At 43.8% G+C, this 21,236-nt stretch carries 23 protein-coding genes; 11 read left to right on the forward strand and 12 right to left on the reverse strand.

The features are described 5' to 3' along the window. Window positions 1–27 precede the first annotated feature (27 nt). Window positions 28–1,062: a cupin domain-containing protein gene (locus MSWHS_RS09800; RefSeq protein WP_048158994.1), complete on the reverse strand. Its 1,035-nt coding sequence runs from the start codon at window positions 1,060–1,062 to the stop codon at window positions 28–30. A gap of 318 nt (window positions 1,063–1,380) precedes the next feature. On the opposite strand from MSWHS_RS09800, the gene MSWHS_RS09805 reads away from it, so the two are divergent. The 6 genes from MSWHS_RS09805 (at window position 1,381) to MSWHS_RS09820 (ending at window position 4,103) form a co-directional block, all read left to right on the forward strand. Then, window positions 1,381–2,157, forward strand: a complete 777-nt coding sequence (locus MSWHS_RS09805) for an exodeoxyribonuclease III (protein ID WP_048158995.1) — start codon at window positions 1,381–1,383, stop codon at window positions 2,155–2,157. A gap of 125 nt (window positions 2,158–2,282) precedes the next feature. Beyond that, window positions 2,283–2,435 (forward strand): transposase, encoded by a 153-nt coding sequence (locus MSWHS_RS22325; protein WP_369798569.1) that lies wholly within the window; start codon window positions 2,283–2,285, stop codon window positions 2,433–2,435. A gap of 138 nt (window positions 2,436–2,573) precedes the next feature. Further along, window positions 2,574–2,783, forward strand: a complete 210-nt coding sequence (locus tag MSWHS_RS09810) for a molybdopterin-binding protein (protein ID WP_048127624.1) — start codon at window positions 2,574–2,576, stop codon at window positions 2,781–2,783. Between the two features lie 244 nt (window positions 2,784–3,027). Beyond that, window positions 3,028–3,162: a hypothetical protein gene (locus MSWHS_RS22000; RefSeq protein ID WP_255350495.1), complete on the forward strand. Its 135-nt coding sequence runs from the start codon at window positions 3,028–3,030 to the stop codon at window positions 3,160–3,162. A 21-nt stretch (window positions 3,163–3,183) separates the two neighbouring features. Continuing rightward, window positions 3,184–3,744: a toll/interleukin-1 receptor domain-containing protein gene (locus MSWHS_RS09815; protein ID WP_048127622.1), complete on the forward strand. Its 561-nt coding sequence runs from the start codon at window positions 3,184–3,186 to the stop codon at window positions 3,742–3,744. Between the two features lie 32 nt (window positions 3,745–3,776). Then, complete coding sequence (locus tag MSWHS_RS09820; protein ID WP_197073891.1) at window positions 3,777–4,103, forward strand: hypothetical protein; 327 nt, start codon at window positions 3,777–3,779, stop codon at window positions 4,101–4,103. Between the two features lie 337 nt (window positions 4,104–4,440). Here the strand turns inward: MSWHS_RS09820 and MSWHS_RS09825 are convergent, their stop codons facing one another. Further along, complete coding sequence (locus MSWHS_RS09825; RefSeq protein WP_048127618.1) at window positions 4,441–4,629, reverse strand: DUF2795 domain-containing protein; 189 nt, start codon at window positions 4,627–4,629, stop codon at window positions 4,441–4,443. Between the two features lie 743 nt (window positions 4,630–5,372). Between MSWHS_RS09825 and MSWHS_RS09835 the strand changes: the two genes are divergently transcribed. The 3 genes from MSWHS_RS09835 (at window position 5,373) to MSWHS_RS18490 (ending at window position 7,505) form a co-directional block, all read left to right on the forward strand. Next, the gene (locus MSWHS_RS09835; RefSeq protein WP_048127614.1) at window positions 5,373–5,885 is read left to right on the forward strand and encodes a hypothetical protein; all 513 of its coding nucleotides are present in this window, start codon (window positions 5,373–5,375) and stop codon (window positions 5,883–5,885) included. A 793-nt stretch (window positions 5,886–6,678) separates the two neighbouring features. Continuing rightward, window positions 6,679–6,822 carry a hypothetical protein gene (locus MSWHS_RS20325; protein WP_156148108.1) on the forward strand — a complete coding sequence of 48 codons (144 nt, stop codon included), beginning with the start codon at window positions 6,679–6,681 and terminating at the stop codon, window positions 6,820–6,822. 206 nt (window positions 6,823–7,028) lie between these two features. Beyond that, entirely contained in the window at window positions 7,029–7,505 is a 477-nt protein-coding gene (locus MSWHS_RS18490; RefSeq protein WP_197073893.1) for a phosphatidylserine decarboxylase, read from the forward strand. Window positions 7,506–7,519: 14 nt separating this feature from the next. On the opposite strand, the gene MSWHS_RS18495 is transcribed toward MSWHS_RS18490, so the two are convergent. The 7 genes from MSWHS_RS18495 to MSWHS_RS22005 all read right to left on the reverse strand — a co-directional run bounded on the left by MSWHS_RS18495 (window position 7,520) and on the right by MSWHS_RS22005 (window position 14,996). After that, on the reverse strand, window positions 7,520–7,723 hold the full coding sequence (locus MSWHS_RS18495; RefSeq protein WP_052722683.1) for a hypothetical protein: 204 nt from the start codon (window positions 7,721–7,723) through the stop codon (window positions 7,520–7,522). Window positions 7,724–8,360: 637 nt separating this feature from the next. Further along, window positions 8,361–9,641, reverse strand: coding sequence for an aminotransferase class III-fold pyridoxal phosphate-dependent enzyme (locus tag MSWHS_RS09845; RefSeq protein ID WP_231585731.1), 1,281 nt, complete (start codon window positions 9,639–9,641; stop codon window positions 8,361–8,363). Window positions 9,642–9,794: 153 nt separating this feature from the next. Next, window positions 9,795–11,273 carry an aldehyde dehydrogenase family protein gene (locus MSWHS_RS09850; RefSeq protein ID WP_048127610.1) on the reverse strand — a complete coding sequence of 493 codons (1,479 nt, stop codon included), beginning with the start codon at window positions 11,271–11,273 and terminating at the stop codon, window positions 9,795–9,797. 557 nt (window positions 11,274–11,830) lie between these two features. Further along, complete coding sequence (locus MSWHS_RS09855) at window positions 11,831–12,088, reverse strand: response regulator (RefSeq protein WP_231585374.1); 258 nt, start codon at window positions 12,086–12,088, stop codon at window positions 11,831–11,833. After that, entirely contained in the window at window positions 12,054–12,206 is a 153-nt protein-coding gene (locus tag MSWHS_RS21565) for a response regulator (RefSeq protein WP_231585375.1), read from the reverse strand. The genes MSWHS_RS09855 and MSWHS_RS21565 overlap by 35 nt, the downstream gene beginning before the upstream one ends. A gap of 626 nt (window positions 12,207–12,832) precedes the next feature. After that, window positions 12,833–14,734 (reverse strand): Glu-tRNA(Gln) amidotransferase subunit GatE, encoded by a 1,902-nt coding sequence (gene gatE, locus MSWHS_RS09865; RefSeq protein WP_048127605.1) that lies wholly within the window; start codon window positions 14,732–14,734, stop codon window positions 12,833–12,835. Between the two features lie 133 nt (window positions 14,735–14,867). Next, complete coding sequence (locus MSWHS_RS22005; protein ID WP_255350494.1) at window positions 14,868–14,996, reverse strand: hypothetical protein; 129 nt, start codon at window positions 14,994–14,996, stop codon at window positions 14,868–14,870. A 285-nt stretch (window positions 14,997–15,281) separates the two neighbouring features. Here MSWHS_RS22005 and MSWHS_RS09870 point away from each other — a divergent pair, with 285 nt between their 5' ends. After that, window positions 15,282–15,575: a nuclear transport factor 2 family protein gene (locus tag MSWHS_RS09870; protein WP_048127604.1), complete on the forward strand. Its 294-nt coding sequence runs from the start codon at window positions 15,282–15,284 to the stop codon at window positions 15,573–15,575. Between the two features lie 300 nt (window positions 15,576–15,875). Here the strand turns inward: MSWHS_RS09870 and MSWHS_RS09875 are convergent, their stop codons facing one another. Then, on the reverse strand, window positions 15,876–16,532 hold the full coding sequence (locus MSWHS_RS09875; protein WP_048158998.1) for a DUF2284 domain-containing protein: 657 nt from the start codon (window positions 16,530–16,532) through the stop codon (window positions 15,876–15,878). 174 nt (window positions 16,533–16,706) lie between these two features. On the opposite strand from MSWHS_RS09875, the gene MSWHS_RS09880 reads away from it, so the two are divergent. Continuing rightward, entirely contained in the window at window positions 16,707–17,159 is a 453-nt protein-coding gene (locus MSWHS_RS09880) for a universal stress protein (RefSeq protein WP_048127599.1), read from the forward strand. Between the two features lie 70 nt (window positions 17,160–17,229). On the opposite strand, the gene MSWHS_RS09885 is transcribed toward MSWHS_RS09880, so the two are convergent. Together MSWHS_RS09885 and hdrA2 are read right to left on the reverse strand one after the other, a co-directional pair. After that, window positions 17,230–18,771 carry a 4Fe-4S binding protein gene (locus tag MSWHS_RS09885; RefSeq protein WP_048158999.1) on the reverse strand — a complete coding sequence of 514 codons (1,542 nt, stop codon included), beginning with the start codon at window positions 18,769–18,771 and terminating at the stop codon, window positions 17,230–17,232. Further along, window positions 18,768–21,149 carry a CoB-CoM heterodisulfide reductase HdrA2 gene (gene hdrA2 / locus MSWHS_RS09890; RefSeq protein ID WP_048127595.1) on the reverse strand — a complete coding sequence of 794 codons (2,382 nt, stop codon included), beginning with the start codon at window positions 21,147–21,149 and terminating at the stop codon, window positions 18,768–18,770. Before hdrA2 ends, MSWHS_RS09885 begins: the two co-directional genes overlap by 4 nt. Window positions 21,150–21,236 lie beyond the last annotated feature (87 nt).

Below are 21,236 nucleotides of genomic sequence, written 5' to 3' on the forward strand. Positions count from 1 at the left end.
TTATCTCAATTGATATCGGGATCTCCTTTATTCAAAGATTTCAATATTTTTCTTTGACCATCCAGGCTGGTTTATAGCGAGGAATTTGAGAGTCGTGTTTCCGGTATTGTATGTGGTTTGAACAGCACCTGCAGGGATATATATGAGCTGGTCCTTGCTCAGTTTAACCGTGATCCCGTCGATATAAAGAATGCCTTCCCCTTCGAGGATATAATGAACTTCAGGATTGTTCATCAGATGAGGGGCGATATTTTCGCCAGGTTCAATAACTGCATGGGCGACGCTGTAGTTCAGGTCAAGGTTTCTATTAACGTTTCCGGGGTTCAGCAGCTCCACAACATGGATATTTCCGGGCTCTTCAAGATATATGCAGTCGCTGAGGTTCTTGCATATTATATGATCATCCACGTAGAAGCTTGATCCTACGATGTAAACCCGCCCTTCAAAGGTAGCTTTTTTAACGAAGGTGAACCTGCGGGAAGGTTCGGAATTTCCTGCTTCCTGCCAGTTGTAATCTATCCATCCTTCGCCATTTGCACTCTGAACTGCCTCTATGAAGAGTTCCCCTATGGGCTTGCCGTCTGCGTCTAGAAGCCCTCTCATATCCTTTCCTTCACTTCCTGTGTCGGGAGGGTAGACTACCTGAGTCCCATTTATTGTCCAGACAAAAATATAGAAGCCATTATTGTACCAGGGAGAGTTTTCTTCTCTGAATTTAAGAAAGAGCTTTTCTCCCTGTCCCTCAATTTCTCCCTGTCCCTCAATAAGTCTGACTGTGGCCCTGACTTTATATTCGATTTCTCTCCTTTCAGTTGCCATTTTACTCTTCCCTTTTGCAAGAATAAGAGAGTCTGGAGGTGCAGGTCCCAGAACAGCCTGTTCTTTTGTTGTGTTTTCTCCTGAAGCCAGAGATTTTTCGGTCATTCCTGAGGGAGAGTCGTCCACGGTTTTGTTATCGAGTTCCTCCGCAACTGCTGCCGGTTCGTCCTGAGTACCACAGGTAAGAATGCCCAGAAAAAGTGCAACTGCAAGCATTACGCATATAATCCGTATTAAATCCATAAGACTTCCTTATTTTTTTGGCTTATAATTCGACGCTTTTGAAGCTGTCTTCAGAATATGCTTAAATGTATACTTATAATAATTATCAGAAGTATTATTTTATTTTTTCACTCAGTTTATACCGGAAGCTGTTTAAAGAAGCTTTTATTTACTGAAACTCCAGATAATTTCATAGTAAATCAGATATTTCATAGTAAATCAGTTGATCCTATGGCTGTGTGACGTGTGAATCAATAAATTCTTTATGGCTTTATGACCTTATGTTCAGTCCTGAATAACTTTATATCGATTTGATCTGAAAAAACACAGAGGTAAAAAATGCCGGAACATTATAGCCTTATTTCCTGGAATGTAAACGGCCTCAGAGCTGCAATGAAGAAGGGTTTTCTGGATTTGTTGCTGGAGCAGAAATTCGATGTCATCTGCATCCAGGAAACCAAAGCCTCTCCGGACAAGCTTCCGAGGGAAGCAAAGAACATTCCAGGCTACTACAATTACTTCGTCTCTGCGGAACGAAGTGGCTACAGTGGGGTCGGGACATTTTCAAAGGAAAAACCCCTGAATGTCGAAACCGGAATGGAAATTGAGGAGTTTGACAGAGAAGGCCGTTTTCTCAGGATTGATTACGAAGATTTCATTTTAATGAACATATATTTCCCAAACGGCAAAGCCTCCCAGGAACGCCTGGAATATAAAATGGCTTTTTACGACGCTTTTTTAGACTACGCAAACACCCTTAAAGCCGAAGGCAAAAAGCTTGTCATCTGTGGAGATGTCAATACAGCCCACAGAGAAATCGACCTTGCCCGGCCCAGAGAAAACGAGACAGTTTCAGGTTTTCTCCCCGAAGAAAGAGCCTGGATGGATAGGTTCCTTGCAGCCGGATATCTTGATACCTTCCGCATGTTCAACAAAGAGGGAGAAAACTATTCCTGGTGGTCAATGAGGACCCGAGCTCGCGAAAGAAACGTTGGCTGGCGCCTAGATTACTTCTTCGTCAGTGAAAACCTCAGGGAAAATGTAAAGGCTGCCCCGATTTACTCCGAAGTCATGGGTTCAGACCACTGCCCTGTGGGACTGGAGCTTGAATTTTAACTCTAAGGCGGGAAGTCACCTTCTCGGAGCGTTAGCGACAGGTGGAGGATGAAAGCCGTTAACTTCTACAAAACAACAATAACATAATTATTTACACTTATAGTTATACCAATATAGTAAAAACTATGCAATATAAACTTGATCGTAGAGGCCATTCTGTGTATTCACTCCATTATCATTTCGTTCAGTGTGTGAAATATAGGAGAAAAGCTCTAACGAACCCTTTAGTTGTTGATTTTCTTAAAATTAAAAGTAACTATTTTGAAGCATTTTACTGAGAAAACATACTTTTTTATCAGTGGCTGAATAGTTACAAGTTAAGTAACTAAGTTCAGAAAGCTAGGTTCCTATGCTTCTTTAATTCACAAGACTAACCTTTATTGATTAACAAATAAAAACCTGAATTGGGGATAGGTATGAAGATAAGCGCACGCAATGTTCTGAAAGGTAAAGTCAAAAAAATAGCTCACGGAATGGTTAATTCGGAAATCGTAGTCGAACTTCCGGGCGGTGCGGAGATTACTTCCATTATCACAAAAAACTCGGCTGAATATATGGGTTTAAAAGAAGGGAGCGAAGTCTACGCAGTAATTAAAGCCACAAGCGTGATGTTAGCTTCTGATTGACGCATTTTTCTGGCACTGAATAATTCTGGTGCTGCACAGTTCTGGTACGCATAATTCTGGTACTGCATAATAGAAGGCACTTAGCAAAGCATGTTATTGCCAATTTGAAATTCGTTTTCAAGGATTTAATCTTAACAGAACAAATTTAGCAGCTTGAATTCATAACAAAGCAAATATAACAAAGCAGACCGACAGTAGAGCAATTTTGTAGAAAGTAGTGTCCTTGAAAGAGGGGGAGTTATTTTTGGGAAAAGAAGACAGAAAACCATCTTTTCAGCCTGAGCCGATACCTGATCCGGAGCCGCAGCCGGTTCCTTCACCCGAACCGATACCTGAACCTGAACCGGAGACCGAACATAAGTCCGGAAAAACAAAATAACACGGACCAAGTACAGCAGGTATGATCACAAAGATTTACATTTCTCATTGCGAGCAGGACGAACCGCTTGCCCAGGAACTGGCGCGAGCTCTCTGGACAGTTGAACTGGAGAGTTTTTCGTCCCTGTACCGGAAAGCTCGAATTCTTTCCCTAGCTGAAAGAATACGTTTTGGCATCCGCCAGTCAGACTGCGTCATCCCGATCATCACGCAGGAGGGAATAGTATCCCCTGAGGTAAATCAGGAGATCGGGCTAGCTGTAGGAACCGACCAGTTAATAATTCCACTGGTAGAGGCAGGAATTGAACTGCCCATCCTTATACGCCATCTCCAACCGATTAGTTTTTACCCTGAAGCCTATGAGGATGCTCTGGGAAAACTCATACAGAATATCAGGCAGCTCACGAAACTGGACTGGCTGAAGATAAAATGCCCTTATTGTGGAGAGGAAATGACCCAGTATATCTCTCCTGAAGAAAATGTAGAGAGAGCTCTTCTTGCAGGAAAACACCTCGAGACGATCTGCAGCTACTGCCAGAGAAATATTTACCTTGACCCGCGAACCTTCAGACCTACACCATGAATATTTTTTATGCAGGAAGGGGAGGTGAATTCATGGAAAAAAGAGGCAAAGACGAATCCAGAGAACCGATGGTTGATCAGTCCAGAACGGGGAAATCCACCGTAAGCGAGGTTGAAATCAAGGGTATTGAAGAGCTTACTCCTACAGAAAAGAAACACTTGCTTTTACAGCTTTCCAGGGACAGAGCAAAAGACCGTTCTGCCGGACCCTGGGAAATTATTGACGCCCACAGGGAAGAATGGAGAACAATTAAAGCTACACTGGCTCAACCCGTAGAAATTGACATAAGGGATACAGGAAAAGGTGAACTTTTCAGGGTATGGTTCGATATAACAAAGTTAGAAAGAGAACTGGAGTAATTATTTAATTCATTTATTTGCGTCAAATGTGGAATGATAAGGCTAATTATACAAGCTAATAAATCTAAAAAAACGACTTGAAAAACGGGGGCTAAAAACCTCCTGAATCTTTTCTTGCCACAAATGGGAAGCTGGGGATTTGTTCAAGGGAGTATCTTAACGCCATAAGTAATACAATAAATTTATTGAATCTGAATCTTTTCCCATTTGGCACGCCTATCAGGTTATCTTTTGTGTGGAGTTACCAGATAGTTTAAAGCTCCCAAAATCCCTGAAGCTCAACAGAATTCATATTTTAAGCTGCCTCCCACCTGAGGGGGGTTCACTCTGAGCAAAGTTACTTTCCTGAGAACGCCTTACTGACATCGGCAGCGTTGGTGTACTCCTTTTCCGGAAGTTCTTCGAGAACCTCCATTACCTTACTGTTGGCTTTGTGTTTTTTAGCGTGCTCGATAAGTTTCTTCTTCTCTGCAGGATAATCCATATTCTTTAAAGCTTTCTGGACTTCGATAGGACTCGTTTGCATAAAATTCCCCCATGTGGTATTATTCTCAAAACAATTATTGACATGAGCAGTCTTGAGATGCTCCTTGTCGAAAAGGTTTTTTAGAACGTATATAACCTCACTGCTGGAAATGTGCCTGGCACTTTAACCGGAAAATCCTGTTGCAGGACAATTGACGTCTTCGGACACCTTCTGGATCTTTACTGGATTTCTCCCTAGTATCTACAGGTTTATCTCTTTTAGCCGGATAAACTGCCTGTAAAAAACTCCTCAACCTGGCCTGGATTCCTTTTGAAAAGTTCCCTTGCAGGATTAGGGTAGTCTTTACTTTTCCCCTTAAAGTTGCCCACTCTCCATTCTGTATTATGCGATATATTATATAAAAAAGAATTCAACTCAAACGTTTGTTAGAAGATAACTATTCTGGTCTGGAGTTTTTTATTTTTTGTTGATATGACCGGCTGGTAATGCTGGAGATTCGAAATATCAATATCTGACTCCAATTCATGTTTAAGACCTGAGTAGAGCTTTGTTTGAAGCCGGATATATAAAAAAGAAGAAGGTTCTTCAAAGAGGTTCGAGTGGGAAAAACACTCCATCAGGAAATAAATTACTCACATATAAAAAAAAAGTATTCTGAAAGACACTGAGTCTCAGAGATCATAAACGAAAAAAAGGAATATGTGGTCGAATCTGAAAAAATATGGCTGAAAAGGGCAGGAAAAGACCTCCAATAAAAGTCCTCGTATAATTGATATACCATTGTGACAATCCTTACAGCTATGAATAGCAGCAAATCCGAAGATTCCGTTTTACCTTCTCACATTTCTGACCATGCAGCCCGTGAAAATAGTGAAAAACCACCAGCCTGGCAGTCCACTTGTATTTATGAGTCTTCTACTTTTTCAAGCCCTGACCTTGACCAGCTCAGGGGACTTTTACCAGACTTTAACAACCGGCTCTCTCCGACTCGAGACCTGGGGCTTTCTCCCCTCGGGCATTCCCGCCTGAGTTCCGAAGCCCTCCCAAGGCTTGCTTCCGACGCTGCCCTCGGACTTGTATCCGGAACTCTTCCCGGCCCTCTTTCCGGGCTCAAAACCGAAACCTCTGAAAAGCCTGTAGGAAGAGGGCTTGAGATTATGCCTGACCTGCCTGGAAGAACTCTTGCAGGAAATAAGGTCGGCTCACTTACCCTGGGGGCAGACCTGCCCATGGGATTTATAGAGAGCAGGCTGCTTACTCTCAGGCCGGCTGATATGGAAACGAAGGAGAAGTGAAAGAGCAGGAAGCAAGGAAGCAAGGAAGCAAGGAAGCAAAAATCGTTAGTGACTTCCATTAGGGTAGTAAAACTGCTCTTTTCTTTTAATATTCCGTAATTTCGGGAAAATACAGAATCGAAAACCAGGGCTAGTTTCATGTATCTTCCAAGTCTGATCTTTTCTGTTGAGCCTGGAAGGAAGATTTCCTAAATTACGATTAATCTCTTAAATGAAAAATAACTATCATTACATATTGCAGCAGAAAATAAGAAGATGAGGAAGCTGACGCTTATATCCCATGAAATTAAGATTTCATGGGTTTTACGCTTCTTCCTATAAAATAGGTCACTTCATAAAATGGGTTACTTCATAGCTACCATTATCCCCAAAAGGCTGACAGCCACTGCAATTACAATTATAAAAACAAGCAAAGCTGAACTATTGTTTTCCACCCGATTATTACCCTCATACTTCATACTACTAAATAGGTGGCGATGTTTAAAAAAATTTCGTTAGTTTGGGGAAGCTGGTTTTTTAAAAATAGCAATCATTAGCCTTTGTTTTATCTTTAATTGCCGCAAAATTCACTTGGACATGTATTATATTTATTATAATAGTATTTTTAATTCTTATTCTTCAGAGCCCCTAATATACACGCTGAAACACCAGAATACAGTAAAAAATTTTACACTATGCGCGTGATGAACAGGTTCCCTTTTTTTATTTTTGATTTATTTAAGAGTTTAAACATTGGTGGTATTATGAATCAAGAAAAATTAGAAATTAACTCATACGTCATCGGTTTACCGAATTGATAGCTGCATGGTACGAAGAAAATTATCATGGATTTGCAGACAAATACAATGCTGCAGTAAAAAATGTTCAGCCCATGCTTCCAGACGCGGACCCGGATGTAATACATTACTGGAAAGATGCTACGATTGAAGATTTATGAAATTTTTTTCAGGCCTGGTATGTATGGAATTCGGATTTAACCACCGGTCTGGAATATATTAAAAAATTTAGCTGGTTGTATTATAAAAATGAAGAAGGATTGGAGTTTGTTTCTACTGACCCGGGCAATTTGATGACTTTTATTATGTGGAATTAGACAGGCAAAAAATGGATTCGCCTGCTTCAAAAGAACTGGTGGCAAAATGGATGAATGAACTGGGCAGTAAAATGAATGATTACATTATCCCCGAAGGAGACTATGTATCGTTTAACCAATTTTTTACCCGGGAATTGAAGGACGGAAAAAGACCAATCAGCGGTGTTGATGGTGATTCTGTTGTGGTGTCTCCGGCAGATGCAGTGATCAATATGATCGATGATAACCTGCCAATTGACACTCCAATAGACGTAACCCAGAAACTGAATGTTCGCCAGTTGCTGAACCAATCCAAGCTGGCAGTGCATTTTGAAGGAGGAATAGCCGTCTCCTGTATCTTACTGCCAAATGTGTATCACCGCTACCATGCTCCCGTATCAGGTACAATGGTAGAATCCGATGAAGATGTTGCCGGAAATTATTTTGGAATTGCCGATTTTCCAAAACAAATCAATGGTGGAAATGTCGGTTACGGTTATGATTATAGTGTGTTTGAACACTTCAGAAGAGGTTACATAATCATCTAAACCAAAAAATACGGTTATGTAACCACGATTCCTATCGGACTTAACACCATCGGGTCTGTGATAGAACGTTTTCTTTTTCCAGTTACTTTCTTTGATTGAGCCATATTTTTTACATTAAGATCACCAACAATTATTGCATTGGCTCTGGTGTTTTCAATCATAGTTTTGAAAAGCTTATGTTGAAAATCTTTTATCTGATTAGACTTCTTTGCTTCCATCTTTCTATAGATGCCTCTTAAAGGTCACAAAGTAGCCACATTCAGAAAAGTTCCTTAAGAAAAATCCTTGAAGCCGGGGGGTTTTTTGGTCTGTTACCAGTAACATAAAATGATTCAGGATTAGCAGTAGTGAGTTCACTTTCTTTTTTATACTCCAGCAACTTTCCTTTTATCTCGTAAAGTGTCCCCGGTTGTAGAATTCATTTGTCGATTTGTACGATACCAGCACTGAAATTCCAAAATATAGCCAGAAATCAGGACTTGAAATAAACCTGCATGTAAACTTAAAGAACCACGGATGGACACGGACATACAGGGATTTGGGTCATCTGTGTTATCCGTGGTTTATTCGCTAATTTCGGAATCGATGCACTAGCTGGTTGCCAACAGCCGTTTGAAATTGATATACTTTGCCTTTTAGAGAAAAATACCCGTCCTTTTACGGTATGTCTGCGAAATTTCCCGGCTCTCTACAAGGCTCGTACCGTGAATTGGGACTGAGATGGCCGCGAAGATATTCAGTTTTCTCTGGCCCCCTTTCTGATCTCTTCTTAGTTCTATGCCACTTCTCTATAAGGATTATATAAAAGTTTTCCAGGCAGTAAAGACTAAGGCAAAATACCTCTTTTTATCTGATTTAATTCACCGCTCTTCTCAACGCCTTCTCGAATTTATCGAGTCCGAGGTCGGCCTCTTCATCGGTCATGACGAGGGGTGGAGAGAAACGGATTACAGAGTCTCCGCAGGGGAGGAGCAGGACTCCTTCTTTAAACGCTTCCCTGACAATCCTATCCCTTCGGATAGGGTCTATGGTTTTGTCGGACTTTACGATTTCTGCCCCTATCATAAGGCCAAGCCCGCGAACGTCTCCTATGCAGGGGAAATTTTCCTGCAGCTCCCTGAGGCGCTGCCGGATGTGAGCTCCCATTTCCCTTACATGGTTCTCGGTATTTTCCTTTTCCAGAAATTCAAGGGAAGCAAGAGCTGCCGCTGAAGAAAGGAGATTTCCGCCGAAGGTGTTAGAGTGGACACCAGGAGGCCAGTCCATAAGGGTTCTGTCCGCAATCATTGCGCCTATAGGCAGGCCTGAACCAAGGGCTTTTGCAAGGCAGGTAATATCAGGCCTTACCTCAAAGTTTTCCATGGCTAGGAAGGGGCCTGTCCTGAAACAGCCTGTCTGGACTTCATCAGCTACGAGAAGGACATCATTATCCGTGCAGATTTTTCTTACTTCCTTGTGAAATTCCTGGGGAGGGACTATGTACCCACCTTCTCCCTGTACTGGCTCAGTGAAAACGGCAGCAGTGTCTTCGGGGCTCAGTTCTTTTCGGAAAATCAGGTTTTCAATCTGCTTTGCGCATTCGATCCCACAGGAGGGGTACTCAAGGTTCATGGGGCATCGGTAGCAGTAAGCATAGTGAGTGTGCACTGTACGGACGGCAGGGAAATGCTCCTTTTGACGGATTTTTGAGCAGGTCAGAGAAAGAGCGCCCAGGGTCCGGCCATGGAAGGAGTTATAAAAGGCGATAAAGTTCTGGCGCTTTGTCTTCCATAAAGCAAGTTTCATTGCAGCTTCTACAGCTTCGGTCCCACTGTTGCAGTAAAAGACCTTTGAATAACCTGATAGCTCCCTTAGTTTTTTTGCAAGCTTTAATGGAGGCTCAGCAAAAAAGTCCCCGTATCCGCAGTGGACCATTTTCTCCAGCTGGGCTGAGATTGCTTCTTTAACCTCGGGGTTTGAGTAGCCTGCATTCATGACAGCAATCCCTGCAATGAAATCGATGTACTCTTTCCCGTCTATGTCTTTGACTATGGAACCTTTTGCCCTATCAACAACCAGAGGATAGGGACGGGATACACATGCAGACATTACATTGCAGTCCTGTCCTATGATCTCCCTGGCTTTTGGGCCAACCACATCAAGCAACCCGATTTCCTGTTCGAAAAAGTCAAGTTCTGTTTCCAGTTTCTTTATTAAATCCTCTGATCTTTCTGTTTTTTCTAAATTTCTCCATTTGTCAAGAGTTTCCGGTTTATCGTAATCCAGAATGCTTCACCCTCTTCCTACATTTCATTTCGTATCTATCTGGGCTTTCTGCAGCCTGCCGCTGTAGTCTATGTACACGGCTTTTATCTCTGTAAATTCTTTGATTGCTTCTGTCCCAGCTTCCCTGAAACCGTTTCCGGTTCCTTTTACGCCTCCAAAGGGAAGGTGAACTTCGGCACCTATTGTAGGGGCATTGACATATGTGATTCCTGATTCTATCTTTTTAATCGCCCTGAAGGCTTTTCCGACACTTTCAGTATAAATTGACGAAGAAAGCCCATATCTGGTGTTATTAGCAACTTCAATTGCTTCATCAAGACCTGAAACCGTAATGATGCTGAGCACAGGCCCGAAGATCTCTTCCTGTACAATCCTCATATCCGGCCTGACATCCGTAAAGATAGTCGGCTCAAAAAAATAGCCAGGAAGCCCGGGATCTATGACATTTCCTCCGAGCAGGAGAGTTGCATCTTCTTCTTTTCCTATCCTGACGTACCTTTCTATTTTCTCAAGCTGGGCTTTATTAATTACAGGCCCGATGTCCGTTTCAGGCAGAAGCCCGTTTCCTACCCTGAGAAGTTTTGTTTTTGCAAGCAGCCTTGTTGTAAACTCGTCCTTTATTTTCTCGTGCAGGATCAGCCTGCTCGTAGCCGTGCAGCGCTGGCCTGTTGTCCCGAAAGCCCCCCAGAGCACGCCTTCAAGAGCAAGTTCAAGGTCGGCATCATCCATGACAATTACCGGGTTTTTGCCTCCCAGTTCCAGAGAGACTCTCTTTATGGTTTTTGCGCATTCTTCCATGATCCATTTCCCGGTTTCAAAGCTTCCTGTAAATGAAATTGCTTTTATTCCAGGATGCTGGACTATGGCTTTTCCAACACTTCCTCCGGGTCCAAACACAATGTTTACCACTCCCGGAGGCAGGCCTGCTTCCATCAGGATTTCGACGAGTTTAATTGCAAGCAGAGGCGTGTCACTTGCAGGCTTGAAAACAATTGCATTTCCTGCTATAAGGGCTGGCATGATCTTCCAGCTGGGAATGGCAATAGGAAAGTTCCAGGGCGTTATCATGCCCACAACTCCTATCGGCCTGAGCACGGTCATGCAGAACTTGTCCTTAAGTTCGGAAGTCGTTGTCTCCCCAAACATTCGCCTGCCTTCCCCTGCGGCATAATTGGTAATGTCTATTGCTTCCTGTACATCTCCCCTTGTTTCGGGCAGCACCTTTCCCATCTCTTCTGTCATGAGTAAGGCAAGATCTTCCTTTCTCTCCTGTAAAATGTGAGCCGCCCTGAAGAGCACTTCAGCCCTCCTAGGAGCCGGAACCTCGCTCCATACTCTGAACCCTCCCTCAGCAGCCTCAACTGCCCTGTCCACGTCTTCTTTTCCGGCTACCTGTACCGTGCCAAGGTTTTCAAGAGTAGCCGGATTGATATCATCAAAAGCTTCTCCGGTTGATGAGTCTCTCGACTCTCCCCCTATAATCAATTTGTACTCAAGAACCACAAAATCCCCCTGAAACAATGAGTATAATACCACATAAATATATCCGGAAAACGTTTTCGGCTAAACCTAAATATATTCAGGGCTTTCTACTGTGATTTCTTAAAACTTTCTCGCAGCAATAGCAGAAATGAATGAAAAGAAAGACTGACCTTCTACCTTTATATGGTTGATTTTTTTGTCGCCGGAAGTCTCAGCGGGTAGATAAAAAGATGAGGCAGATAAAAAGGTTATTAAGATTACTATAAAAAAGAGGGGGTAAGCATTGCTTGAATGATGATTATTAAAAAATAGTTAATTAAAAAAGGTTAACTAAAAATGGTTACCTAAAAACGGTTACCTAAAAACGGTTAACTAAAAATTGGTTACTAAAAATTGGTTACCAAAAATTGGTTACCAAAAATTGGTTACCAAAAATTGGTTACCAAAAATTGGTTACCAAAAATTGGTTACCAAAAATTGGTTACCAAAAGTGCTGGATTAAATATGGTTATCATGCCTGTACCTGACAGAAGCTAAAGTTGCTTCTTTCATAGATTCAGGTTCTTTCTTCATGATCTTCAGTATTCTGACCTACTGCTAACAGTCTGCCAGATCCTCTGTGAAAGTTCGGAGTACTGAGCTTTAAGATCTCCTATATTCTGAACAAAGGAATCTGCACCGTTTTCGATAGTTCGGCTTATAACTTCTTCTTTGCCCATTCCTGTAAACAGGATGAAAGGGATATTAATTCTCTTATCACGGATAGTTCTCAGAAATGAAATGCCATCCATATAAGGCATATCATAATCCGAAACTACAATCATAGGAGAGTTCATCTAACTTCCCAAGAGCCTGTCCTGCAGGTTCCACCGTATCGGAGTTTATGTCGTGGATCACTTCCAAGAACGTCTTTGATAGCTCCAGGAATACAGGGTCGTCGTCGACAAGCAGCACTTTCATGGAGGGGGGGTTCTCCGCAACGTTATGATTTGCAATATCAAAGGAACATCGAATTCCTCATTTCCCATTAAGAGGTTTTGCAGTTCAGTTGCATTTTTGGTAGCTTCTATATGAAACCATTATATGCTAAACTAAGGTATATTTTCATACTTCTATCCCCTTTTTGCAAGCTCAACCCCGGCAGACAGGAATTAAGTCATCTGATATCGTATGGTTTTGAAATACCATTAGAGCATACTTTTCAACTGATTTTTTATGTTGTAAGTAAGAAAATATTTTAGTTAATATAAAAAGTTATTTTACATAAAGAAATTTTCTCACAAGCTGCCTGGATTTTAGAATAATTTTAGCTGTTTTCTGCAAAGAGTGTTTTTTTGTTTTTGAAAAAGTTCTGAAAGATGTGAAAGAAATAATATCAAAAAGAAAAATCTGAAAGGCAAATCTGAAAGGAAAATCTGGAAGGAAAATCTGGAAGGAAAATCTGGAAGGAAAATCTGGAAGGAAAATCTGGAAGGAAAATCTGGAAGGAAAATCTGGAAGGAAAATCTGGAAGGAAAAGAAAAGAAATAAACAGAAATAACAGAAAATTTAATAGCAAATGCAGAAAAAAGGTCAGGGTTTTATCCCTGATTGATAAAGTTATCTATTTCTTTTTTCAGCATATTGTTCAGGACCTTTCCGTCAACCGTACCTCTGTACTCCTTCATGACAACACCCATGAGAGGGCCAAGAGCAGCTGGACCTTTGTCTTTGATGAAATCTCCTCTTTCCCTGACCATCTTTTTAATGAAGTTTTCGATTTCTTCGGGGTCAAAGGCGCTCAGACCAAGCTTTGAAATCGCTTGCTGAGTTGTAAGTTCAGGCTCTTTTGCAAGGGCTGCCAGGAGATCCTGACTGGCTTCTTTTGCAATTTCCTGGTTTGAAATAGCTGCAAAAAGTCCATTGAAGTGTTCATCTGTGAGGTTGTCCGTCTCAACCCCGTTTCTCCTTATCTCAGGGACGATTCCCACAAGGGTTCTGGCAATCAGGGTTGAGTTAACATTTGCATCCTTCCTGTAAGTTTCCAGGAGAGCCTCGAAGAGAGGCAAATACCTTGAATAAGCCACTTTTTCGGCAAGCTCTTTATTCAGGCCGCTTTCGGAAGCAAACCGCTTTGCCCTTTCTGTCAGGAGTTCCGGAGGTTCTATGGAATCAAAATATTCCTGTGATATCTCGATCTGGGGAACATCGGTTTCAGGATACATCCTTGCCGCACCGGGAAGAGGGCGCATATAAGCAGAATTTCCTTCCGGCAGGGCTTTTCGAGTCTCTTCAGGGATCCCCTCAAAGGCTTCTTTTGCCCTTTTAATTACTGCCTCAATTGCAAGCCTGGATTTTTCAGGTTCATCTGCGACCATGACAACAGCATCCTCAGGACCTGCACCAATAGCGTCCCTGACAGCCTGTACTTCCTTTTCAGTTATTCCGTAGTTCGGAAGTTCGTCCGTGTGGAAAATTCCTCCCACACCTGCAGTCTTTGCCCTATCCGAAAACTCAGTCCCGAGCCTCCTACCTGGCTGTACTTCCTTGCCTACAAGCCCGTTGAATTTCTTCAGGTGGGCAGCAAGTATTGCTCCTTTCTTTACACCTTTTTGCAGGACCTTGGACTTCGTATCCATGAAAAGCCCTGTAATATCATAGATCTCCTCACAAACAAAGGCTTTTCTTTCAAGGAGTTCCTGCCTGATAAAAAGCAGGTTCAATTGCCTTTCAACTTCCCTGCGGACGATGTCTTCTATGAGGTCAAGGGCCTGGACTCCTTTTATTTCGACTCTTGCGCCTCTGGCAATTGAGATGTTAACGTCCTGCCTGATCGTGCCAAGCCCTCTCTTTACTTTTCCCGTAGACCTAAGGAGCATCCCTATATACTCCGCAACCTCACGGGCTTGCCTCGGAGATTTGATATCAGGCGCGGTTGCAATTTCTACAAGCGGGATCCCGAGCCTGTCCAGGGAATAGACTATTGAATCTCCTATTTCTTCGATTTTCTGGGCAGCTTCTTCTTCAACGCAGAGGCTGTCAATCCCGCAGTATCCTTCCGAAGTTTCAATATACCCATCGCTTGCAAGAAATGCAGTCCTCTGAAAGCCGCTGGTATTTGACCCGTCCACAACGATCTTTCTCATTACATGCATCTGGTCAACAGGTTTCATGTTGAAGAGCTTTGCAACCCCGAGGGAAATATCCAGAGCTTCCATATTGAGTTCTCTTGGAGGCTCTTCATCATTTTCTATAAGGCAGGTCGTATCGTAAGCCTTGTAGACATATTTTCTCCTGATCTTGGTCTGCTCCACCGCAGCCCTGTCCTTTTCTCCCATCTCGCTTTCCGTAGCCCTGAGATACCTGAAAAACTCAAAGTCCGAATCCCCAATGTCCCTTATCAGGGTAGGACACCTGCAGAACAGTTTCTCTTTTGAGTCCAGCTGCTGGTGAATTTCAAGCCCGGCTTTCAGCCCAAGTTCACTGTAATCGTATTTTTCCATATTTTCACCCGAATCTAAGCAGGAGGCGCCTTAATCCATATTAAATCTCTCTGATTTTTACTTTAGTCTTCCCCTTAGTTTTTCTTTAGTTTTTCTTTAGTTTTTCTTTAGTTTTCCTTTAGCTTTTCTTTAATTAATCCTTCAAATCCAGCTCTTTTTGCTCTCCCTTCACTTTTAAGTCCATCGGCTCGCTATTTTCCTTTTCCTTTTTAAACACTCTTTCTGCGCTTGTTTCCTCTCTTAGCTCTTTTAGGTGCTGCATTAGCAGTTATCGGTTATTTATGTGTAAGAAACTGAATGTAAAAGGTGTGGTAGAATGTATAAAGGTATCTATTCCGGAAATCCAGTAAAAAGACAGAAAAAGGAATAGTAGAAGGTATTGAACTTTTAACTTTTGTTTTTTTATGTGTGAAACAGGAATAATCTCCCATTTTTTCCTGCAAATCGGGACCTTTGTCAAACTATCAAATATTTTATATGAATTAATTCCAATCTATTTTCCAAACTAATAAATTATTTTGGGGAAGAGAGTATAAAAGCAAATAGTGTGATTGAAAAAGCAGTCAAAGCTGTCCTTGATAAATTTGCAGAGAGTTACGCCAGACGCGACCTGAATAGTGCAATGTCCCTTATTGCGCCGGACGCAGATGTTGTAATTTACGGTACCGGTGCAGACGAAAAACGTCTAGGTCCGGAAGAAATCAAAGCGCAGTTTGAGCGTGATTGGACTCAAATCGAGGAGCCAGCTCTTGAATACAAATGGATTTCTATCTCAGCGGCTGGTAATGTTGCCTGGGTAAGGAGCTGTGCCGGCACAGTTTTATTTATTATATTAACATGAACTGTTTACCTAACATGTATAGTAAAATGATCAGGCAAAGAATGAGGAATAAATGCATCAATGCTCCAACCAATACATCAGTATTTACTTTGCGATCATTCAAAAATAGAACCTTTTGTATCCAGGCGGTGGGGGAATTTTTGGGGGAGTCTTCCATAAATTATATTATAATTTCCTCCCATATATAGAAGTATAGCTTTGGAGTTACTTCAGTGAAAAAGATGGAATTCAAGGGCATGGTATTGAACCGACACCCTGGAAAAAATAAGCAGAATATCTTAAAACCTAGTTTCCCCTTTTTCAATCCAGCAAAACCAGCGTATATGGCGATGGGCTCGTATCATCCATCGGAAACTTCTGAAGCTGAGTCCCCAGTTTTTCAAGCGTCTTGTCCATCCTCACCCCAAGCCCCATAAGGCAGGGCCTGCGGAGGGTTGGGTGGTGGCAGGGACCTTTGTCGCCGGCACATTTCACATCAGAATAGTCGCTTGTGGCGCACCAGGTACACATGCCGGGGAAGGTGGCAAGGGCGGTGTTGTAGCCAAGAGTCCAGGCGAGTTTTTCGATTTCGAGGACTCCGGGCTGGATTGTTTCTTTTCGGTCTTTCATTACGGTCTTTAAATTCTCAAAAAACTGGTTTTTCGTTTCTTCGTTTTCGGGGGGTTCGACACTGAATTTTATGAAGTTTTCACTTACTTCACGGGGAAAAACGTTTTTGGATTTCCATTCAACGAGGAGGGCCCAGTCGTAGTTAGCAAGCATCTTTTTGAATTCGCCCACGGTTGGGATATAAGGTGGGCAGACCCGGCTTCCGTAGCCGTTGCAGCCAAATATGCACTTCAGAATAGTTCGGTCTTCAACCACAATATTTTCTGCGGGAAAAAGCCTGACGCTTTTTGCACCCAGTTCTTTTGCTTTCTTTTCCAAGAGCCTATAGTTTTCGTCGCTTATTTTCATATATTGTATTATTATAAATAGGGACAATAATACTTTTGCTGCATTGAGATGACCTTTGTTTAGTTACCTGACCTTTTCACCCCCAAAACGAAATCATCCTTTTATCTTTTCACTCCCTGAACCCCGATGCAATTATATTTCTTACAGGCACATAGTGTAATTGGGTGTTGTTTTATGGGAGTCGTTAATTTCAAGAAAATAATGATCGCAACCGACGGTTCGGTCTGTTCCAGGATGGCTGCTAACAATGCGATAGAGCTTGCCCGCTTGAGTGGAGGAACTGTTTATGCGGTATATGTGGTGTCCACGGATTATTTCTCTTCGATGGCTGTCGATTTTGACTGGAAAAGGATGAATGAAGCCCTGAAAAAAGAAGGACACTCAGCCGTTAGTTATGTCAAAAGGGCAGGAGAAATGGAAGGAGTCGATGTGAAACTCATCCTGCTTGAAGGACATCCGGCAGACGAACTGATCCGTTATGCCGAAGAGAATAAGATGAATATTGTTGTTATGGGGACTCTCGGCAGGACAGGACTGGACAGGCTGCTGCTCGGCAGCGTGGCAGAAAAAACTGTCCGGCACTGCAAGGTGCCGGTAATGATTGTAAGTGAAAAGTGCAGAACCTGAGGCAAAGAATCGAAAAATCACATTCAACCTCAGGTTTTGATCTTCTGCATCTGCATCAATCGGTTTTTCTTCAGCTTTCCATCTTCTTTTTCACAGCTTCTGTGGTTTTTTCCGAAGAATCGGTTTCCCAGAGTTTCCTGACTCTTGCACTCTTAAGGACAGGCATGAGAGAATCTATCTTTGCCTGCACGACTGCAAGCGTTTCCTCATCGGTGCATGGGGGCTCTATGCCCATAAACTTCTGCGCTTTGAGGGTTTCAGTCTCTCTAAAGACGGCGTGGTCAACCCCTTTCCTGACTCCGGTCTTCAGGGATTCGATTGCATCCCTCCACTGGGTAGCCCAGGGTGTATCCGGAATCTCTGTGTGGTGGACATCAGATCTCTCTACTTTTATAGCTCCAAGGTGGCAGGCTTTCACGCAGGCTCCACAGTAAGTGCAGTAATCCTCGGCAAAAGCTATCTTTCGAGGGTCTTCGGGATCTGTGGGGACGTACCAGAGATTCGAGGGGCAGACATTGAAGCAACCGCGGCAGCCCTGGGGGTCGCACTCTTTGAGGTTTACATCAATAAGGCTCAATTCCCCTTCCATGGGCTTTTGCAGGTCAACAGCTTCATAGGGGCAGACAGCCTGGCAACGGGCGCACTGCGTACATTTCAGCTCGTCAACCTTCACATTGCCTTCCACTTTCGGGGCTTCACAGGGGCGCTCCCCTTTAACCTTTATTGCCTCTTCCGGACAGATATCCTGGCAGAGTACACAGTAGTCACATTTATCCTCGTCTACAAGAAGCTGCTCAAAAGGTACAGGGTTCTCAGGGGTAGGCTCGCGCTCAAGCAGGAGAAAGGCATCACAGAACCGGGCACATATCCCGCAGAAGTTACATTTTTCAGTGTCGATTTCGATTTCACCCTTTACCCCTTCCTTAAAGGGAGCAATCTCTTCTTTTTTAGGAAAGGTGAACTCGACCTCTATCGCGTCCTGCGGGCAGGCTCCCTCACAGAGGAGACAGGGAAGACATTTCTCGTTGATATGTACATAAGTATCGTATTTTGGGTACTGATTTTCATCAGGGACCTCTCCCACAGCTTCGAAGGAAATGGCATGCACAGGGCAGAGGTTTGCACACATCCTGCAGAAGGTGCATTTATCAAGGTCCATCATAACAGGAGGAGCATCAAGCCCGGTTGCAATCTCATGTATGGGTCCCAGTTCAAGGGCTTTTGTGGGGCAGATCTCCACACAGATCCCGCAACCGTTGCAGCGCTTATAGTCGTAATCAAGGGTCTTGAGGGACTTCTCAGTTGCCTGCGTATAGAGAAAATGTGTCCCCTGCAGGTCCATGCTGGTTGTAACTGTGATTTTTTCCTGATTTTCACCTTCGACTTCTTCAGCCCCTGCTTCTACCGGTTCTTCGAACTCGAACTCCTCAGATCCGGATTCTTCAGATTCAAATTTCCCTGATCCGGATTCATCAGATTCGCATCTCTCTGCGTCTTTTTCTCCGGTTTCAGGCTTTTCATTTTCTCCAGCTCCGCAGCAGCACCCGCCACATACATGAGTTTCCTGCTCTGGGCACTCTTCGGGACACTCTTCAGAATGTTTCTCGCTCACTGTGCCACCTCCTCCGGTCCGGTTCCCGTACATTCCTGCTTAAGTTCGGTTCCTATGGGTCCTATTTCTTCGAGTTCTTTTACAAACTCGGTGATTGTGTTCGAGAAACGTTCTCCTTCGGCAGCCGAGATCCAGAGGGTCCTGAGCCTTTTCGGATCAAGCCCTATTTCCTTTATGATTTCTTTTAAGACATCCATTCGCTTTTCTGCATCAAAGTTTCCGTGAATGTAGTGGCATTCGTCCATCCTGCAGCCTGCAACAAGCACCCCGTCAGCTCCGCCTTTTAAGGCTTCAAGCACGAATTCCGGGTTTACTCTTGCAGAACACATGGTACGGATGACCCTGATGTTTGTCGGGTAATGGATCCTTGACATTCCTGTCAGGTCTGCACAGGCATAACTGCACCAGTTGCAGAGGAAAGCTACAATAAAAGGACACTGGGACTTATGGGCAGTTGCCTCTCTTACCTGCGCAAGGATCTGCTCGTTTTCAAAGTTCCGCATCTGAATTGCCCCTACAGGACATGCTGCACTGCAGTCTCCGCAGCCGTAACACGAAACCTCGTCCACAACAGCTTTTTTGTCGACAATACTGATCTTTCCAAACTTGCAGACATCCACACATGTCCTGCACCCAATACACTTTTCGGGATCAACATGCGCTCCCATTGGGTCGGCTTCAAGCTCCCCGGTCCCTAGAAGCTGCATTGCTTTTGAAGCGCAGGCACTTCCCTGAGCGATCGAAACCTGGATTTCCTTGGGGCCTGAGGCGCAGCCTGCCAGGAAAACACCACTCACCGGGGCGTCTACAGGACGCATCTTAGGGTGGGCGGGGGCGAAAAATCTGTCCGGCCTCCGGGCAAGGTTCAGCATCCTGCATATCCCTTCTGCAGCTTTGGCGGGTTCGTAACCTGTAGAGAGAACCACCATGTCATAGGCTTCCTCCTCGGGACGGCATTCCAGAGTGTTTTCATAGCGGAGAACTGGCCTGCCGTCATCACCCTGATAGATTTCCGCTACCTTCCCGCGGATGAAGTCCACGCCCATTCCCTGGGTCCTGATATAGTATTCCTCGTACATCTCTCCGGCTGCCCGGATGTCGATGTAGTGGATGGTGACTTCCGTGTCCGGGTAACGCTCCTTAATCATCTGAGAGTTCTTGAGCGCGGCCATACAGCAGACGCGAGAACAGTATTCGTTACCCACGGTTTTGTCCCTGGATCCCACACACTGGATGAATGCAACGCTTTTAGGGGGTTTTTCGTCAGAGGGCTTGAGGACCCTCCCTCCGGTGGGCCCTGCAGAGTTCAACATCCGCTCAAGCTGCATGTTCGTGATGACATCCGGGTATTTCCCAAAACCATATTCTTTTTTCCTGGAAGCATCAAAGAGCTGATAGCCCGTAGAAACGATTACAGCTCCTGCTTCAAATTCAATTTCCTCAGGCTTCTGTTCGTAATCTACAGCTTCTGCAGGACACGCCTGCTGGCAGAGTCCGCAGCCCACGCAGTGGTCAGGATCGATGAGAACCACCTGGGGGACGGACTGGGGGATTGGCATGTAGATAGCCCGGGTCTTTCCAATTCCGTAGTTCATGGGGTTTTCTATTTCCACGGGACACACCCCGGCACAGAGGTCCACACATCCCTTACATTTGTCCTCGAGCACGAACCTAGGTTTGCGCCTGACTTTTACATGGAATTTTCCGACGGATCCTGAAATATCGGTAATTTCTGAGTAGGTGTAAAGAGTGATGTTCGGGTGGTTCTGCACATCCGTCATTTTGGGGGCAAGCACACAGATAGAGCAGTCGTTTGTTGGGAATACTTCATTCATCAGGGCCATTTTACCTCCGATTGTAGACTCCCTCTCTACCATGGTTACGGGAAAACCGGCTTCTGCAAGGTTTAAAGCGGCTTCAATTCCTGCAACCCCTCCACCTATGACAAGGACATTTCTGCTGGCTTTTGAGTTTGTTGCACTCAGCTCTTTGAGGAATTTGGCCTTTGCAACCCCCATCCGGATAAGGTCAAAAGCTTTCTGGGTCGCCATCTGCGGGTCGTCTGCATGCACCCAGGAGCACTGCTCCCTTATGTTTACCATTTCCAGAAGGTAAGGGTTAAGGTCGGCTTTTTCCATGACATGCCTGAAGGTCTTTTCGTGCAACCTGGGGGAACAGGCAGCTACCACAACCCTGTCGATTTTGTTATCCTTTATATCCTTAATGATGCCTTCCTGTCCGGAATCGGAACACAGAAACTGTACATCCCGGGAAAGCACCACATCTTCCAGTTTACTCGCCATTTCTTCAAGGGCTGAAACATCAATTACTCCTGCAATGTTCAGTCCGCAATGGCAAACGTAGACTCCGATTCGCATGTTTGTTGACTCCTTATATTTATGAATATTTTTAGAGATCGAATTCTGATATATCTTTTGATTCTTTTTATTTATATCATTTATAAG

It is taken from the genome of Methanosarcina sp. WWM596 (assembly GCF_000969965.1).
Classification (GTDB): domain Archaea; phylum Halobacteriota; class Methanosarcinia; order Methanosarcinales; family Methanosarcinaceae; genus Methanosarcina.

Bases quoted from the DNA above. Each gene is read 5' to 3' on its own strand.
- MSWHS_RS09820 (WP_197073891.1), top strand. From the start codon at position 3,777: ATGGAAAAAAGAGGCAAAGACGAATCCAGAGAACCGATGGTTGATCAG.
- hdrA2 (WP_048127595.1), bottom strand. From the start codon at position 21,149: ATGCGAATCGGAGTCTACGTTTGCCATTGCGGACTGAACATTGCAGGA.
- MSWHS_RS09815 (WP_048127622.1), top strand. From the start codon at position 3,184: ATGATCACAAAGATTTACATTTCTCATTGCGAGCAGGACGAACCGCTT.
- MSWHS_RS09810 (WP_048127624.1), top strand. From the start codon at position 2,574: ATGAAGATAAGCGCACGCAATGTTCTGAAAGGTAAAGTCAAAAAAATA.
- MSWHS_RS09880 (WP_048127599.1), top strand. From the start codon at position 16,707: ATGGGAGTCGTTAATTTCAAGAAAATAATGATCGCAACCGACGGTTCG.
- MSWHS_RS18490 (WP_197073893.1), top strand. From the start codon at position 7,029: ATGAATGAACTGGGCAGTAAAATGAATGATTACATTATCCCCGAAGGA.
- MSWHS_RS09825 (WP_048127618.1), bottom strand. From the start codon at position 4,629: ATGCAAACGAGTCCTATCGAAGTCCAGAAAGCTTTAAAGAATATGGAT.
- MSWHS_RS09875 (WP_048158998.1), bottom strand. From the start codon at position 16,532: ATGAAAATAAGCGACGAAAACTATAGGCTCTTGGAAAAGAAAGCAAAA.
- MSWHS_RS09855 (WP_231585374.1), bottom strand. From the start codon at position 12,088: ATGAACTCTCCTATGATTGTAGTTTCGGATTATGATATGCCTTATATG.
- gatE (WP_048127605.1), bottom strand. From the start codon at position 14,734: ATGGAAAAATACGATTACAGTGAACTTGGGCTGAAAGCCGGGCTTGAA.
- MSWHS_RS09800 (WP_048158994.1), bottom strand. From the start codon at position 1,062: ATGGATTTAATACGGATTATATGCGTAATGCTTGCAGTTGCACTTTTT.
- MSWHS_RS09805 (WP_048158995.1), top strand. From the start codon at position 1,381: ATGCCGGAACATTATAGCCTTATTTCCTGGAATGTAAACGGCCTCAGA.
- MSWHS_RS22005 (WP_255350494.1), bottom strand. From the start codon at position 14,996: ATGCAGCACCTAAAAGAGCTAAGAGAGGAAACAAGCGCAGAAAGAGTG.
- MSWHS_RS18495 (WP_052722683.1), bottom strand. From the start codon at position 7,723: ATGGAAGCAAAGAAGTCTAATCAGATAAAAGATTTTCAACATAAGCTT.
- MSWHS_RS22325 (WP_369798569.1), top strand. From the start codon at position 2,283: ATGCAATATAAACTTGATCGTAGAGGCCATTCTGTGTATTCACTCCAT.